Here is a 14,851-nt window from a genome sequence, read left to right as displayed (position 1 = left end):
TACAGTGAATAGACAGACGCTCTTTAGGATAGCTCCTTAAGACCTATTGGGCGATAAAAACAGGTACTTTCACCGCATGCCGCAGCTTGTTAACTGTCTCACCAAACACAAAATCCTTCACACCACTGTGCCCATGGCTTCCAACGACCAATAGATCGGCGCCGTATTTTTCACAGACTTCTGCGATACTCTTGATCCGGTTATTGTATCCCAGTTCATATGCTGTTTGATGTCCTTTCGACAATAGAAAATCAGCATACAATTTCAGCCGTTCCAAATCCTGACGCGATTCATAATCATCCGTCGAATCTCCGGTATATTTCACCGATGCACTTTCAACAATATGTACTACGACAAAAGTCGTGTCGTCATGCGACAGCTGTAAAGCATATTGGATTACTTTCTGATCAGAATTTGAGAAATCCAACGCGATCACAACTTTCTTAAAAGAGCCTTTATGTTCAAAATGCAATGCCTCGAATGGTGGGTGAACCTCCAGCTCCGTTGGTTTCGATTTGAGTAAAATGGGGTATAATACCGTCATCATTAATAAGGCAAACAAACCCACAGCGCCCAAGATCAATAATACGGTTACCAAAATATTATTGGCTTCACCAATCCAGCCGGCCACTTCGTCGTATACCAATTTAAAATTCAGAACAGCGATAATGGCCGCTATCAACCAGGCCGCAATTTTTGTTATCGGTTTAATGGCAAAAATACCCATCTTGACTTTATCGCTCACAAAATGGATCAACGGGATGACTGCAAAAGCAAGCTGCATACTCAAGATCACCTGACTAAAGATCAGCAGCTGTCCAACGCGACCTTCACCCGAAATCAGAATCACCAATACAGCCGGGATAATCGCCAAAAGCCGGGTTATAATTCTTCGTAAGGTCGGGCTAATCCGCAATCGAAGGTACCCCTCCATCACAATCTGACCGGCTAGGGTTCCCGTCACCGTTGAGCTCTGTCCGGCAAGAATCAAGGCAACAGCAAACAATTTTGAGGCCCATTCCGTTCCAAGAAGATTGCCCAATAAGTGATAAGCATCTTCAAGTTCGGCAACGTCATGCATACCGTTTTTGTGAAAAACAGAGGCTGCAAGAATCAATATCGCGGCATTTACCAAAAAGGCCAGGTTCAAGGCAATCGCACTATCCCAAAAGTTATACTTGAGCGATTTTCGGATCGAAACCTCATTCCGGTCAATCTTCCGTGTCTGTACAAGAGCCGAGTGCAAATATAGATTATGAGGCATGACGGTTGCGCCAATAATTCCTATGGCAATATATAGTGCGGCACTATTCGGGATACTGGGTATAAATCCAGTGGCCACCTCTGCAAAATCCGGTTTCGCCAAAAACATTTCTACCATGAAACACATGCCAATAAGCGCGATCAGTCCAATGATAAAAAGTTCCATTTTCCGCATCCCCAGCTTCTGAAGATAGAGCAATAAGAAGGTATCTGCAAAACTGATCATTACCCCCCAAAGCAGATCAATGCCGAAAAGAAGGTTAAGACCGATTGCCATACCCAAAACCTCCGCCAGGTCACAGGCTGCTATTGCAATTTCAGCAAGCACATAGAGTACAAAATTCATCCGTTTAGGATAGGTCTCCCTATTACACTGCGCAAGGTCCTTACCGCGTACAATACCTAGACGGGCACATAGATTCTGTAGCACTAGCGCCATGATATTACTCATCAACAGCACCCAAATCAGGGTATAGCCAAATTGGCTTCCTCCAGCAAGATCGGTAGCCCAGTTACCTGGATCCATATACCCCACACTAATGAGATAAGCTGGACCAAAGAAACTAAGTATCTTCTTAAATTTGGATTTCCCTTGATTGACATCTACACTTTCATGGATATCAGATAGGGATTTATGATGAGATTCGTCGTAATGCATAAAGTGCTGTAAGTGCAATATCGTCTATTGTCAGCCTTAAAGATAAAAAGCTTTACATTATTAGGCAATTAAACCGCGATATTATTAGAATTTAAATGCCAGCTGGCCAGAATTTTCCTTCGATAGGTTGCCAAACTGTATAAAATCGATGATCTCATACTGACCTAAATCAGGTTTAAACTGCCGCACATGAACGCCCTTGCACATAAAGCTCAGGTCGACAGACCGCAACTGTTCTTTTGCAATTTCAAGCTGTTCTGGCTCCAGACGTCGTCCAATCGAAATATGGGGTTCGTCGCTAATCTCGATCAAATCAAACTCCGATAAAGTTTGAACAACCTTCCGCGCCCGGTCCTTGAGATAACTGCGGGCATGTACTGTCGGTGCAATATAGAAAGCACCACCGGCAAATGATGCAAAATGATCGAAATAAACATACTGACTCCGCTCATAGACCAAAGTCTCCTGCAAAGCCTCAATAGCCATTGTCAGTTTATTCCCATCTGCTTCAAAAGCACATATCGTTACATGGGCTTTGGAATTGCAACTGGGATACCAGCCTTTGTTTTTGTCGGGAAACAGCTCGGCTAACGATGCACGTAATCGCCGCTTCAAGCCATCTACCAAGACAATCCCAGCTTCATCAGGCTGAAAAACAAACGAATATTTATTGACACTACCCTCCATAACAAAAATCAGTTTCCGATCAGTAGGTAAGATAACAAATACCGCGGAGATAACAAAACCAAAACCGAGCAGCAGGCAAATGACAAACTACCACCCGATGCCATAGTCCTCCCCATTGTTGCTACTGCCGCCCCAAAGTGTATTGTGCTGCTGGTCGAAATAAATGGCATTGATAGGTCCACTGGTGCGGTCACCGAGCTGTATGCTATACCCCATTTTCTTTAATTCTTCAATAATTGTTGGTGCTGTATTTTTGTCCAATAGAAGGCTACCTGAGCGCGGTTTTCGATCGTCGGTCTTCGTTCCTCCAAGCGATAGCCAAAGCTGGTTACTGTTGATATTGGCCGCCTCGCTGGCTTGTTGTGGCGTCATACCAAACTCGACCATATTCAAGAAAAACTGCAATAGGTTTTGATCCTGTGTATCTCCTCCCTGCACAGCAAAAGAAAGGTAAGGTTTTCCGTTTTTCAATGCCATCGAAGGGGTAAGTGTTACACGTGGTCTTTTGCCTGGCTCAACCACATTGAACGGGTTTATCAATGAATCTAAGACAAAACTCTGTAAGCGCTGACTCATGCCCACCCCGGTATTCCCGGCAATACAGGCAGGGAGCCAACCACCACTCGGTGTGATCGAAACGACCCAACCTTCTTCATCCGCAGCTTCAACGCTTGTGGTTCCCCGTAATAAACGGTCGACATAAGCACTATCCACCGTTAAAGATGCCAAAAGAGCTGTTTTTGGCAATTCCGTCAGCGACGAACTTGAGCGTGCGTCATGTTTAGGGACAAAATCATTTTTCAGCTCCGTATGTGGCGTAAACTCTTTCCTACGCTGCTCCAGTAACGAAAGATACGGATTCTGCTTACCTTCGTAGGGATAAGGGTCTCCTGGAAGTACATTCGGGTTATTTTGCTTAAGATCAATGGTTGCGGCCCTCGCCTTGGCATAAGACTCATGCAAAAGACCTTGAATAGGTGTCTTTGGTTTACCGTAGGGATCACCGTAATAAAAATCCCGATCGGCAAAGGCTAAGTTCATAACCTGATAGAGTGTATGAATATAAGAAGCAGAATTATAACCCATTGCCTTTAGATCAAAGTTTTTCAGCAGCTGCAAACTCTGTAGCATGGCTGGTCCCTGTGTCCATTCTTGTAATTTATACACGTCAACGCCCTTATAATTGACATGCAATGGTTCCTCCTCAATAGGTTTCCAATTGGCTAAGTCTGCTTTCGTGATTAAGCCACCTTGCTCCTTACTACCACGGACAAATTCATCTGCTATATCGCCGGTATAAAACCGGTCATAAGCAGCCATGATTGCCGCTTTCCGGTCTTTTCCCGCTGCAAGAGCCTGCTTTTCGGCTTCTATCAATTTGGACAGGGTATTATGCAGATCCTGCTGCACGAAAACCTCTCCCGCTTCGGGAGCTTCCCAGGATTTACCTTCATGTACTAAAAACACCTTTTTACTGTAAGGCCATTCTTTAATACGGTCTTTACCTCGCTCAATACTCGTTGCAGTTTGTGCGTCAATCGGGTAACCTGCAGCCATTTCAAGAGCAGGAGCTAATACCTCTGCTAGACTTTTCGTTCCATAATGAGCCAACATATAGCACAATCCGCCGGGTGTACCCGGTGTGACAGCAGCAAGAGGGCCGTATTCCGGTGGAAATTCGTAGCCCTTTGATCTAAAAAAATCGACTGTCGCTCCACTGGGTGCTACCCCCAAGGCATTTATGGCAATGACCTTTTTTAGTTTCGGATGATAAATTAACGCTTGCGTCTCTCCGCCCCAACTCAGTACATCCCACATCGTACAGGTTGCTGCGAGCATTGCACAAGCAGCGTCCACCGCATTTCCGCCTTGTTGGAATAGCTGGGCACCCGCTGTTGCCGCCAAGGGTTTACCCGTAATAGCCATCCAATGTTTTCCATGTAAAGGTGGTTTCTGTGTACGCTGGGCGGAACTCAGCATCGGCGTACAGGTAGTAAGCAATCCAAACAGCGTCATCAGTAGCGAGGGGGATCTTCTTTTCATAGCAGCAATCTTTCGTTAAGTAGTCTTTCTTTAAGTAATCTTTCGTTAAGCAAAGGTTTTAGTAAAACCAAGATAGGTATTTTTAAAACAAACAAAAAACTCCCATCAACCGAGATTGATAGGAGTTTTTAAAATCTTATTTGCTATTGGATTACCAATAAATAGAATATAATGCTGTAACCAATAGCGCTACGATCAATGCAATGACCAAAAACGCCCGGTGTGGTTTAAACATCGTGGTATCAACTTCCAATCCTGCTGGCACGACACCACGCTTATTGTCGACAATACTGATGAGAATCATACCGATAATACAGATGATGAAGACGAATCCCATTCTATCCAAAAATGGAATTTCGTAGACTCCTGTTGTTGGATTTGGAACGGAGAAACCTGTCGATGACAAGAATGACAGATCGACCCAATCCGGCAATTTTTTGAAGATGATGGAGAAAATAAAACCTCCAATTGTTGCAAATAAAGCCGCATTTGAAGTTGCTTTCTTCCAGAAGAATCCTAAAATGAACATCGCAAAAATACCTGGAGATACAAAACCCGTATATTCTTGAATATATTGGAATCCACCTTTTTTATCAATACCCAAATGTGGAGCAATCAGCACACCCAAAATCATGGCAACCACAACAGTTAGCTTGCCGATATTGACCAATTTCTTGTCCGATGCTTCTGTATTGAATACTTTTTTATAGATATCCAAGGAGAAGATTGTAGCGATACTGTTTGCTTTACCTGCCAAAGAAGCGACCACTGCAGCTGTTAATGCCGCAAAAGACAAGCCTTTTAAACCTGCTGGCAATAAATTCAACAAAACTGGATAAGCGTGGTCAGGGTTTACCTCACCATGTTGCATCATTTCATTTTGGAACAAACCATCTTTCCACATTACATAGGCTGCAATACCCGGCAACACGACAATGATAGGCATTAATAACTTCAGAAATGCTGCAAACAAGATACCGTTTCTCGCGGTTTTCAAATCTGCTCCAAGCGCGCGTTGCGTGATGTATTGATTACATCCCCAGTAATTCAAATTAACGATCCACATACCGCCAATCAATACGGTTAGCCCCGGTAAATCGAGATAGTTCTCATTTTTACGATCCAGAATCATATGGAAGTGGTCGGAAGCTTTTTCGGTCATCAAGTGATAGCCTTCCAATACTCCTGAGCCACCATAGTGCTCTGAAACGAGGTTCAAGGCCAGGTAAGTGGTAGCCAAACCACCCAATACCAAAAAGAAAACCTGAATAATATCCGTATAACCGATTACTTTCATTCCTCCCAATGTAATGATCACAGCAAAAATCGCAATGGCATACATACAGGCATCCAGACTGATACCGGAAATACTACTTACCGCAATGGCTCCCAAATAGAGGATGGATGTCAAATTGACGACAACATACAACAGTAACCAGAAAACGGCCATGATCATCGCAACAGTTCCATTATATCGTTTATGGAGAAACTGTGGCATCGTAAAGATCTTGTTCTTTAAATATACCGGGATAAAAAATACCGCAACGACAATCAGTGTAATGGCAGCCATCCACTCATAAGTCGCAATAGCCAATCCCATCTTAAATCCGGAACCGCTCATACCGATAAATTGCTCGGCCGAAATATTGGACGCAATAAGTGAAGCTCCGATAGCCCACCAAGTCAATGACCCCTCAGCCAAAAAATAGTCTTTGGAACCTACAGATTCAGATTTCTTGCGATAATACACCCATAATCCGTAACCTGCTACAATAACAAAGTATATCAGGAAAACGATGTAATCTTTTGTGCTTAAATAATTATTCATGTATTGGTAATTGGTTTAATTTGATCGCCTAATATAGAAATATTTTTAGAACTATATATATCTATTAACCAAATTTTCTAAATACTCCTGTTTACCACTAATTGTTTTTGGCTCACCTAATTCCGCTGCTAAATCCCTTAAGTTCTCCAGGGTCAATGTCCGTTCTTCAAATGATGCGCCATGGCCTGTATCAAAAGAGGCATAACGATCGGCCCGTATTTTTTTGTAATCCGAGTCTTGAAGGATATGATCTGCCGTAATAAGCGCGCGTGCAAAAAGATCCATACCACCGATATGTGCATAAAACAAATCTTCAGGATCTGTCGAGTTCCGACGGATTTTGGCATCAAAATTCACACCTCCACCTTGGAATCCACCACCTTCTAAAATAATCAACATGGCTTCGGTCAATTCATTGATATCATTCGGAAATTGATCTGTATCCCATCCATTTTGATAATCACCGCGGTTAGCATCAATGGAGCCCAATTTACCTGCATCTACAGCAACCTGTAGCTCATGCTGGAACGTATGTCCGGCCAATGTCGCATGGTTTACCTCTAAATTTAATTTAAAATCTTCCAAAAGATTATACTGACCCAGGAAGCCCAGCACGGTAGCCGCATCATAATCGTATTGATGTTTTGTAGGCTCACATGGTTTCGGCTCGATAAAGAAAGTTCCTTTAAAACCATTTTTGCGGGCATAATCCTTGGCCATGTGTAAAAACTGTGCAAGATGTTCCTGCTCACGCTTCATATTGGTATTTAAAAGGCTCATATACCCCTCTCTTCCACCCCAGAACACATAATTTTCACCACCAAGAGCAATCGTTGCGTCTAAGGCTGCTTTGACCTGTGCGCCACCATGTGCAAGAACATGAAAATCTGGGTTAGTTGCTGCTCCATTCATGTACCGTTTATGGCTAAAAAGGTTGGCTGTTCCCCAAAGCAATTTTATACCGCTTTCCTGTTGTTTCTCCTTCGCATAATCAACGATAGTTGACAGACGCTTTTCATTTTCAACAACATTATCCGAATAATCAACTAAGTCCACATCATGGAAGCAATAATAGGGTATATTTATTTTACTGATAAATTCGAATGCTGCATCCATTTTATCTTTTGCCCTAGTGATTACATCGTTGCTTTCATCCCATGGAAATTGATGTGTCGGTCCGCCAAATGGATCAGATCCGTTACCATTGAAAGAATGCCAATACGAACAGGCAAACTTAAAATACTCCTCCATCGTCTTGCCACCAACAATTTGTTTTGGATTATAATAACGGAAAGCCAATGGATTTGTACTGTCCTTTCCTTCGAATTGAATTTGGCCAACGCCTTTGAAAAATTCTTTTTTCGCTTTGATAATATTCATCTTATTTGCTATTTATTTGTTTGTTTAATAATTCCTTCCATTGCTGATAATGCTCCTCATATTGCGCTACAAATTGAGGTTCCACTGTATACACAGGTTTCAAAGAACGAAAAGCTTCTGTAGAATCTGCATAATACCCACTTCCTATACCTGCTCCAAGAGCGGCTCCAATACTGCCATCATGATTAAAGATTTCAACTGGAACGTCAGTGGCCCCCACAAATGACTCCCTGAAAACAGCGCTCAGGAATAAATTCGCATAACCTGCACGAATCATATTTGGATACAGATTGTTTTCGCGCATGATATCCAAGCCATAGCGAAAAGCATATGCAATCCCTTCCTGTATAGCGCGCAGCATATCACTTGTCTCATGCCTATTCAAATCTATCGCTGAAATTGAAGCTCCAACCGTTTGGTTGTTGAGCATCCGTTCGGCACCGTTGCCAAATGGGATAACCTGCAGACCTTTGCTACCGATAGGAGATGCACCAGCCATGGCATTAATCTGTTCGTAAGACAAATCGCGTCCCAACAATCGTCTACCCCAGCTATTCATAATGCCTGTTCCATTGATACAGAGCAATACCCCTGTCCGGATATCATTCTCTTGATAATTCACATGGGCAAATGTATTTACGCGCGATTCGCGGTCGGCGATCAGCTTGTCGCTGACGCCATAGATCACCCCTGAAGTACCTGCGGTCGCAGCGACTTCGCCAGGTTGAAGGACATTCAGCGAAAGTGCATTGTTGGGCTGGTCGCCGGCTTTATAATTGATGGTCACTGTATTAGATAACCCAAGTTCTTCAGCAACAGCGGCTTTAATTTGACCATGCGTTGAAAACACAGGTAAGATCTCAGGAATAAGATGATCATCAAAGCCATAATAATCCATAATCGTACGCGACAATACATTGTCCTTGAAATCCCAGAATATCCCCTCAGATAAGGCTGAGATGGAAGTCGTCACCTGCCCCGAAAGTTTCATGGCGATGAAATCCCCAGGCAACATGATCTTATCTATTTTTTCATAAATTTCCGGCTCGTTTGCTTTTACCCAGGCCAACTTTGACGCTGTAAAATTACCTGGTGAATTCAGATGATGACTCAGATTAAAAGACCTTCCGATTTCTTCAAAAGCGATATTTCCCAATTCAACAGCCCTACTGTCGCACCAGATAATGGCATTTCGCAGCACATGCTGATCTTTATCGACCACGACTAAGCCGTGCATCTGGTATGCAATGCCAATGGCCGAAATTGCTTTGGGGTCATACAGGCCCAGCCTGTTTGCCTTCAACAGAGCCTGTTTAAAGTAGTCCCACCAATCGAGCGGGTTCTGTTCAGCCCAATTGGGCTCCAAAGTAATTATGGGAGCTTCTACGTCCGGATATTGCACCGAGCAAACCTTACGTTGTGAAGATGCCTCAACAATCGAAACTTTTACAGAAGAAGTACCTACGTCTATACCTAATAAATACATGGTAATCAATTCTAATTGGTTATAAAAAACAACATCGGCCTTACACTGCAACCGGTTGCATAAAAGTAGGGTATGTTTCTGAATTATCAAAATATTAAATAAAATTATTTACTTTGGAGCGTGAATAAAAAAACGACAATTTATGATATCGCCCGTGCGCTTGGAGTGACAGTCTCTACCGTATCGCGCGCATTGAATAATGTGCCTACGATCAGCGAGGCGACACGAAAACTGGTGCTCGACAAAGCAAAGGAATTGAATTACAGTGTCAATAAGTTGGCCTCTTCTCTTTCCTCGGGCAAGTCCAATACCATCGGTGTCATTGTTCCTACCATGCAAATTCATTTTTTTGCGGAAGCCGTGCATAGCATTGAAAAAGAGTTAAAAAAACACAACTACAGCCTATTGCTTTATCAATCGAATGAATCTTTTGAAGATGAAGTCAATGGCGTGAAGACTTTACTTGAAGCTCAGGTAGACGGCATCATTGCTTCGTTGTCGCTGGAGACGCAAGAAACCCAGCATTTTCAGGAAGTGATCAATCAGCGCAAATGCCTGGTCATTTTTGACCGTACCCATAAAGATATTCCTGCTCCTATGGTCAAACTTGACGATTTTAAAGCAGGCTACCTTGCCACACAACATCTGCTCGAACAGGGTTATAAAAACATTGCCTTTATCACAACGGACAAAGAAATCGCTATTTTCCAGGATCGTTTCCATGGTTTCGAAGCGGCCTTAAAAGATGCGCAGATTTCCCCACGGGAAGACTTTATCATTCGCGGCGACTTATCTATTGAAGCCGGCATCAAAGGAACCGAACAGATTCTAAAATCTGCAATCCAACCGGACGCCTTTATTGGTGGTGATGACTTTACAGCTGTCGGGATTATACAGGCCTTAAAAACTGCAAATATTGCCATTCCAGCCACAGGAGTGATCGGTTTTGCAAACCAGACCTTTTCTTCCTTTATCAGCCCTACGCTATCAAGTATTGATCAACAGGCCAACAAAATGGGGGAAGAATGTGCAAAACTCTTTCTGAAAATGGTTAAACAAAAAAGTCCGTACGAAGCAATCGAACAGATTGTTCTTGATCCCATATTGATAAAAAGAAAATCTACCAATAGAATAGACAAATAATCAGTACCTTTGCCTAAATTTGTTTAAATGCAAGCCCGGCAGAAATTTAGGATAATAAGCATCTGCTTATTATTTGTCATTCAGGCCCTTTTTTTAGTGGCCATCTTTGTAGAAAATACACATTCTTATATTGTATTGGCTTTTATCGGCCTATTGTCCTTACTGATTTTATACAGTTACCTCAGGTCGCCCATTCATCATCACAGGCATGAATATGAATCGATCAAAATTGCCCTTTGGGTACCTGTAGGAGCGATTGCATCCTACTATTTCAATCAGATCTTCGGCTTGGGCCCTGTATTGGGCGCTGCGCTGACAGGTACCATAGCCTCTTTCATTCCCAATATCAACAAAAATTCAACTTATCTGCCCCACCTCCCTGCAGCAATTTATTGCGGTGCATTTGTAGGAATGTCCAATGCGCAGGTGGCTCATGGATTCTCTTTTATTTTAGCCGCCAGTATTTTTACAGCGATCTTTCTGATTGTATCGAAAAGTCTATTGAATGGTGTCGGCGGTAAACTAGGCACATTGGCCTTTCTTGGTGTTTCATTGACATACCTGCTGTTATATATTTTTAAGTAATATGGAAACATTCATTTTATACCTAGTTGGCATCATCGGGAGCACGGCGACATACTATGTCAACACCAAATTTCACCAAGGGGCAGTGCGCTCATCCGCAATGCTGACCTTACTTGTCGCAGGTTTCCTTCACTTCTTCCCACAAAGTGTTTCTCCTTATCTCGCACAGTACATCCCCCCTATTTTTATAGGCGCGTCATTTATAGGCATGGTCTCAAAAAACCAGTTATCAACCTATTTCGGTTTGGCTCTAGCTGGTGTTATTTTTACGACAATTCTGCTCAATACCAGTAAATTTTTTACTGGTTATGGTGGAGCCCTCGGCACTTCTGCCTGTATCGCGCTGTTGGTCGTATTGAGCATTCCTTATTTTAAATCACCGAGAAAAATGACGGTTGGATTTCTTCAACTCCGCAAAACAATCTTAAAAAAACAAGGAAAAGTTTCAAAAAGACGAGTAGATTTGTTTAAATAAAAAGTATAACCACATGAAACCTTTATTTCTGATTTTTATTACCCACATCTTGTTCCTGGGCCATCTGAACGCTCAACAAGCGACCATTAACCTGGTAAATCAAGAGCGAAACAGCAGCTACAGAGGCCTAAGCGTGGTCGATGATACAACTGTATGGGTAAGCGGAAGCAATGGTACCGTCGGGCTCAGCACCGATGCCGGAAAAAACTGGCAGTGGGTCAATCCAATTGGCTACGAAAAAACAGATTTTAGGGATATCGAAGCATTTGATGAGAATGAAGCTTTAATTATTTCGGCAGGTTCCCCTGCCATCATCTTAAGTACCCATGACGGCGGTCGAAGCTGGAAAGAAGTATTCATAGATAAGCGACCCGAAATATTTTATGACGGTTTTGCTTTTACCCCAAAAGGGGTCGGCATTGCCTTTGGCGACGCCATTCAGGGGAAAATGCCACTATTAAAAAGCATCGATTTAGGAAGGTCCTGGAAAGATATATCCGCGAATATGCACTTTACAATTACCGAAGGAGAGGCTGGTTTTGCGGCCAGTGGAACATCCATATACTGCGATAATAAAGGGGCATACTGGATTGCCACTGGTGGAACAGCAGCCAATATTTACAGCAGCAAAGATCAGGGGGACACATGGCAACGTTACAGCTGCCCCATCATTCAGGGAAAAAATAGCACCGGTCCTTTTTCCGTAGCATTTTACTCGTCGAAAACGGGCATTGTAGTCGGTGGCGATTACAAAGAGGATAAAAACAAAGAAAAAAATAGCCTACTAACCAACGATGGCGGTAAAACATGGTTTGCACCAGAAACAGCTCCCGCTGGCTTTAAGTCGGCCGTTATTTATCTTTCCAAAAAACAGCTGATCAGCACGGGTACCTCGGGTACAGACCTCTCGAATGACGGCGGAAAAAACTGGACGTCTATCGGAAAGGAAAGCTTCAATGCCGTACAAAAGGCAAAAAAAGGCCGAGCGATATTTTTAGTGGGTGATAAAGGAAAAATAGCGAATTTAGCATTATAAGCTAAATTCGCTATTTTTTGCACCTCCGCGCACTATTTCTTACAACAACGGCGCACTATTTTTTGCAACACTGGCGCTAGGTTTCGCAGTGCAAAAACCAAGATTTACTCGTTTATAAACAACTACTTGCGCGACAAACGCGATTCTTCCAAATCCAGGGAATACTCCATCTCTTTAATAACATCACTGTCAAAAGCCTTGCTTTCCTTGATCTTGTACAGGCCGTCACGACGTAGCGCCAAAAGTTCCAACATAATTTTATTATAGAGCCCCCTTACTGCAGAAAGCTGTGCACGTGTGTCTTCTTCCTTCGCTCGTTCGGATGCATTTACGCTCCGGATGATCTGCTCTTTAACACGGGCAATTGTCTCATGCTCCAGCATTTCCTTTGCGTAATGTTTATCCAGATACGCAATAGATTCTTTGCCAAGACGTACCCGAATCTCATCGATTTGCTCTTCCATTGAAGCTTGCTCATCGACCTCTTCAATTTTTATCAATTTAATCAACAAAGGCAATGTAAGCCCCTGAAAAACAAGCGTCACTAAAATAACCACAAAGGTAATGAACAAAATCAGATTTCGGTGTGGGAAGGCCGTTCCATCATATAACGTCAATGGTATTGCTAATGCTGATGCCAAAGAAACCACTCCGCGCATACCGGCCCAGCCAACGACCAGGGGCAATTTCCATCCTGGACTCTTTTCCTTGATGCGGACCCGTTTGAATATTATCCTGGGAACAAAAGCCGAAAGATAAACGGCGATTAATCGCAGAACAATAACAATTACACAGATCGCCAATGCATAATCAATAGCTTCCTCCATGGAGTATTCTCCCAAACCATTGATGATCACCGGGAGTTCAAGTCCAATGAGGATAAAGACAAATCCATTTAAGAGAAAACCTACTGTTGCCCACACTTCTTTGGTTTGGATCCGCGTATGATAGTTGAGGTAATCCCCTGCCCGGAAAGAAAGAAACAATCCGCCACTAACCACGGCCAAGACCCCCGACCACTCAAAATGCTCCGCAACAATATACATCAGGTAAGGCGCAATGAGCGTTATGGGTGTTGAAATGCTCGACGACTTAGCTACATAACGTAAGAATATATAGAGGATGTGACCGATGACCAGACCAACGACAACACCCATGACCGATAACATCAGAAACTGCGTCGTCGCAGTGCTCATCACAAACTGGCCGGTAAGAATCGCAATGGATGCAAATCTAAATACCGTCAATGAGGCTGCATCATTCACCAGGCTTTCCCCTTCCAATATCGCAATTCCACGTTTAGGAATACTTACCCCTTTCAGGACAGAACTAGCAGCCACGGCATCTGGGGGAGAGATAATCCCACCCAGTAAAAAGCCCAGCGCCAAGGTAAATCCCGGAATAATACTGACCGAAAAGTAGGCAATCGCCAGCGATGTGAAGAAGACTAAACCAAAGCCCATGATAAAAATAGACCGTCGCCACTTTAGAAAATTCCCCCAATTGGTATACCAGGCTGCTTCAAAAAGCAAGGGTGGCAAAAATACCATAAACACGATATCGGGATCAACACTTATGACAGGTGCCCCGGGGATCAACGAGATCACCAGTCCGCCAATAACCAACAGAATGGGGTAAGAGATCTTGAGGCGTTGACTCAGCACAAATAACATGGCCATAAAGAAAAACAGCACCATAACCAATAACAGGTTACTGTGAATTTTCTGACCTGCCTTTCCACCTACGGCCGCTTTCACATCCGCATAAGGTGCCGACATGGACATGCTGTATTGACGAAGCTTCCATTCATTGTCCAGCTTACTTAATACGCCCACGCCACGAAAAGACTTGGTATTGATCTTAAACGTTTCATCAAACCAGGCCGTCGTGCTATCGGCATTAAAGCTGATATGCCGCTTGTCATAGGTGTAAGTCCAAGCATTTTTTGGATTGAAATATTGATCGCTGAACTTCTCCGCATGGGCTTTATCCCACCTTTCATCATGATCGGGACCCAAAATAACTCCATCCGAAGCAATAACATTCAAAAATGGGCCATACTTTACCTCACCAGAAGTTTTGTGCCAACGATCCAGTAGCCCATTGATTTCGTCCATAGGCTGCTGGGCACTTGTCGGAAAGACAAATAAAATTAAACTAATAAAACAATACGTACCTAAAATGATCTTTCTAATCATACATTATAAAACTTCGTAATAGCTAAGACAATCCTCTTCCGATGAGATCAGTCTTAAAACAAAAAGCTG

Annotated in this window: 11 protein-coding genes; 4 read left to right on the top strand and 7 right to left on the bottom strand. The window is 43.1% G+C overall.

Annotated elements, in window-relative coordinates:
• Window positions 1-43 precede the first annotated feature (43 nt).
• The 6 genes from A9970_RS21110 to A9970_RS21085 form a co-directional block, all read right to left on the bottom strand.
• Window positions 44-1,921, bottom strand: coding sequence for an Nramp family divalent metal transporter (locus A9970_RS21110; RefSeq protein ID WP_182983583.1), 1,878 nt, complete (start codon window positions 1,919-1,921; stop codon window positions 44-46).
• 84 nt (window positions 1,922-2,005) lie between these two features.
• Window positions 2,006-2,608, bottom strand: coding sequence for a 2'-5' RNA ligase family protein (locus tag A9970_RS21105; RefSeq protein WP_182983582.1), 603 nt, complete (start codon window positions 2,606-2,608; stop codon window positions 2,006-2,008).
• 87 nt (window positions 2,609-2,695) lie between these two features.
• On the bottom strand, window positions 2,696-4,651 hold the full coding sequence (locus A9970_RS21100) for a gamma-glutamyltransferase family protein (RefSeq protein WP_220801671.1): 1,956 nt from the start codon (window positions 4,649-4,651) through the stop codon (window positions 2,696-2,698).
• Window positions 4,652-4,802: 151 nt separating this feature from the next.
• Window positions 4,803-6,479, bottom strand: a complete 1,677-nt coding sequence (locus tag A9970_RS21095; protein ID WP_120336239.1) for a sodium/sugar symporter — start codon at window positions 6,477-6,479, stop codon at window positions 4,803-4,805.
• Window positions 6,480-6,530: 51 nt separating this feature from the next.
• Window positions 6,531-7,859 (bottom strand): xylose isomerase, encoded by a 1,329-nt coding sequence (xylA, locus tag A9970_RS21090; protein ID WP_182983581.1) that lies wholly within the window; start codon window positions 7,857-7,859, stop codon window positions 6,531-6,533.
• A gap of 1 nt (window position 7,860) precedes the next feature.
• A complete protein-coding gene (locus tag A9970_RS21085) occupies window positions 7,861-9,345 on the bottom strand; it encodes a xylulokinase (RefSeq protein ID WP_182983580.1) in 1,485 nt (494 codons plus the stop codon).
• Between the two features lie 120 nt (window positions 9,346-9,465).
• Between A9970_RS21085 and A9970_RS21080 the strand changes: the two genes are divergently transcribed.
• From A9970_RS21080 to A9970_RS21065, 4 genes are read left to right on the top strand one after another with little or no spacing between them, the layout of a single operon-like run.
• A complete protein-coding gene (locus tag A9970_RS21080) occupies window positions 9,466-10,488 on the top strand; it encodes a LacI family DNA-binding transcriptional regulator (protein ID WP_182983579.1) in 1,023 nt (340 codons plus the stop codon).
• A gap of 27 nt (window positions 10,489-10,515) precedes the next feature.
• The gene (locus A9970_RS21075; protein ID WP_120336235.1) at window positions 10,516-11,073 is read left to right on the top strand and encodes a hypothetical protein; all 558 of its coding nucleotides are present in this window, start codon (window positions 10,516-10,518) and stop codon (window positions 11,071-11,073) included.
• A 1-nt stretch (window position 11,074) separates the two neighbouring features.
• Window positions 11,075-11,548: a hypothetical protein gene (locus A9970_RS21070; protein ID WP_153845164.1), complete on the top strand. Its 474-nt coding sequence runs from the start codon at window positions 11,075-11,077 to the stop codon at window positions 11,546-11,548.
• A gap of 13 nt (window positions 11,549-11,561) precedes the next feature.
• Window positions 11,562-12,584 carry an oxidoreductase gene (locus A9970_RS21065; RefSeq protein WP_182983578.1) on the top strand — a complete coding sequence of 341 codons (1,023 nt, stop codon included), beginning with the start codon at window positions 11,562-11,564 and terminating at the stop codon, window positions 12,582-12,584.
• 122 nt (window positions 12,585-12,706) lie between these two features.
• On the opposite strand, the gene A9970_RS21060 is transcribed toward A9970_RS21065, so the two are convergent.
• Window positions 12,707-14,782 carry a Na+/H+ antiporter gene (locus tag A9970_RS21060; RefSeq protein ID WP_182983577.1) on the bottom strand — a complete coding sequence of 692 codons (2,076 nt, stop codon included), beginning with the start codon at window positions 14,780-14,782 and terminating at the stop codon, window positions 12,707-12,709.
• Between the last annotated feature and the right edge of the window lie 69 nt (window positions 14,783-14,851).

This window comes from Sphingobacterium sp. UME9, assembly GCF_014170215.1.
Lineage (GTDB): Bacteria > Bacteroidota > Bacteroidia > Sphingobacteriales > Sphingobacteriaceae > Sphingobacterium > Sphingobacterium paramultivorum.
This window is presented reverse-complemented; position numbering and strand designations above follow the sequence as displayed.

What these genes read in the sequence shown, in the direction of transcription:
- A9970_RS21060 (WP_182983577.1), bottom strand. Translation starts at nt 14,782, where the DNA reads ATGATTAGAAAGATCATTTTAGGTACGTATTGTTTTATTAGTTTAATT.
- A9970_RS21105 (WP_182983582.1), bottom strand. Translation starts at nt 2,608, where the DNA reads ATGGAGGGTAGTGTCAATAAATATTCGTTTGTTTTTCAGCCTGATGAA.
- A9970_RS21085 (WP_182983580.1), bottom strand. Translation starts at nt 9,345, where the DNA reads ATGTATTTATTAGGTATAGACGTAGGTACTTCTTCTGTAAAAGTTTCG.
- A9970_RS21065 (WP_182983578.1), top strand. Translation starts at nt 11,562, where the DNA reads ATGAAACCTTTATTTCTGATTTTTATTACCCACATCTTGTTCCTGGGC.
- A9970_RS21110 (WP_182983583.1), bottom strand. Translation starts at nt 1,921, where the DNA reads ATGCATTACGACGAATCTCATCATAAATCCCTATCTGATATCCATGAA.
- A9970_RS21075 (WP_120336235.1), top strand. Translation starts at nt 10,516, where the DNA reads ATGCAAGCCCGGCAGAAATTTAGGATAATAAGCATCTGCTTATTATTT.
- xylA (WP_182983581.1), bottom strand. Translation starts at nt 7,859, where the DNA reads ATGAATATTATCAAAGCGAAAAAAGAATTTTTCAAAGGCGTTGGCCAA.
- A9970_RS21070 (WP_153845164.1), top strand. Translation starts at nt 11,075, where the DNA reads ATGGAAACATTCATTTTATACCTAGTTGGCATCATCGGGAGCACGGCG.
- A9970_RS21100 (WP_220801671.1), bottom strand. Translation starts at nt 4,651, where the DNA reads ATGAAAAGAAGATCCCCCTCGCTACTGATGACGCTGTTTGGATTGCTT.
- A9970_RS21095 (WP_120336239.1), bottom strand. Translation starts at nt 6,479, where the DNA reads ATGAATAATTATTTAAGCACAAAAGATTACATCGTTTTCCTGATATAC.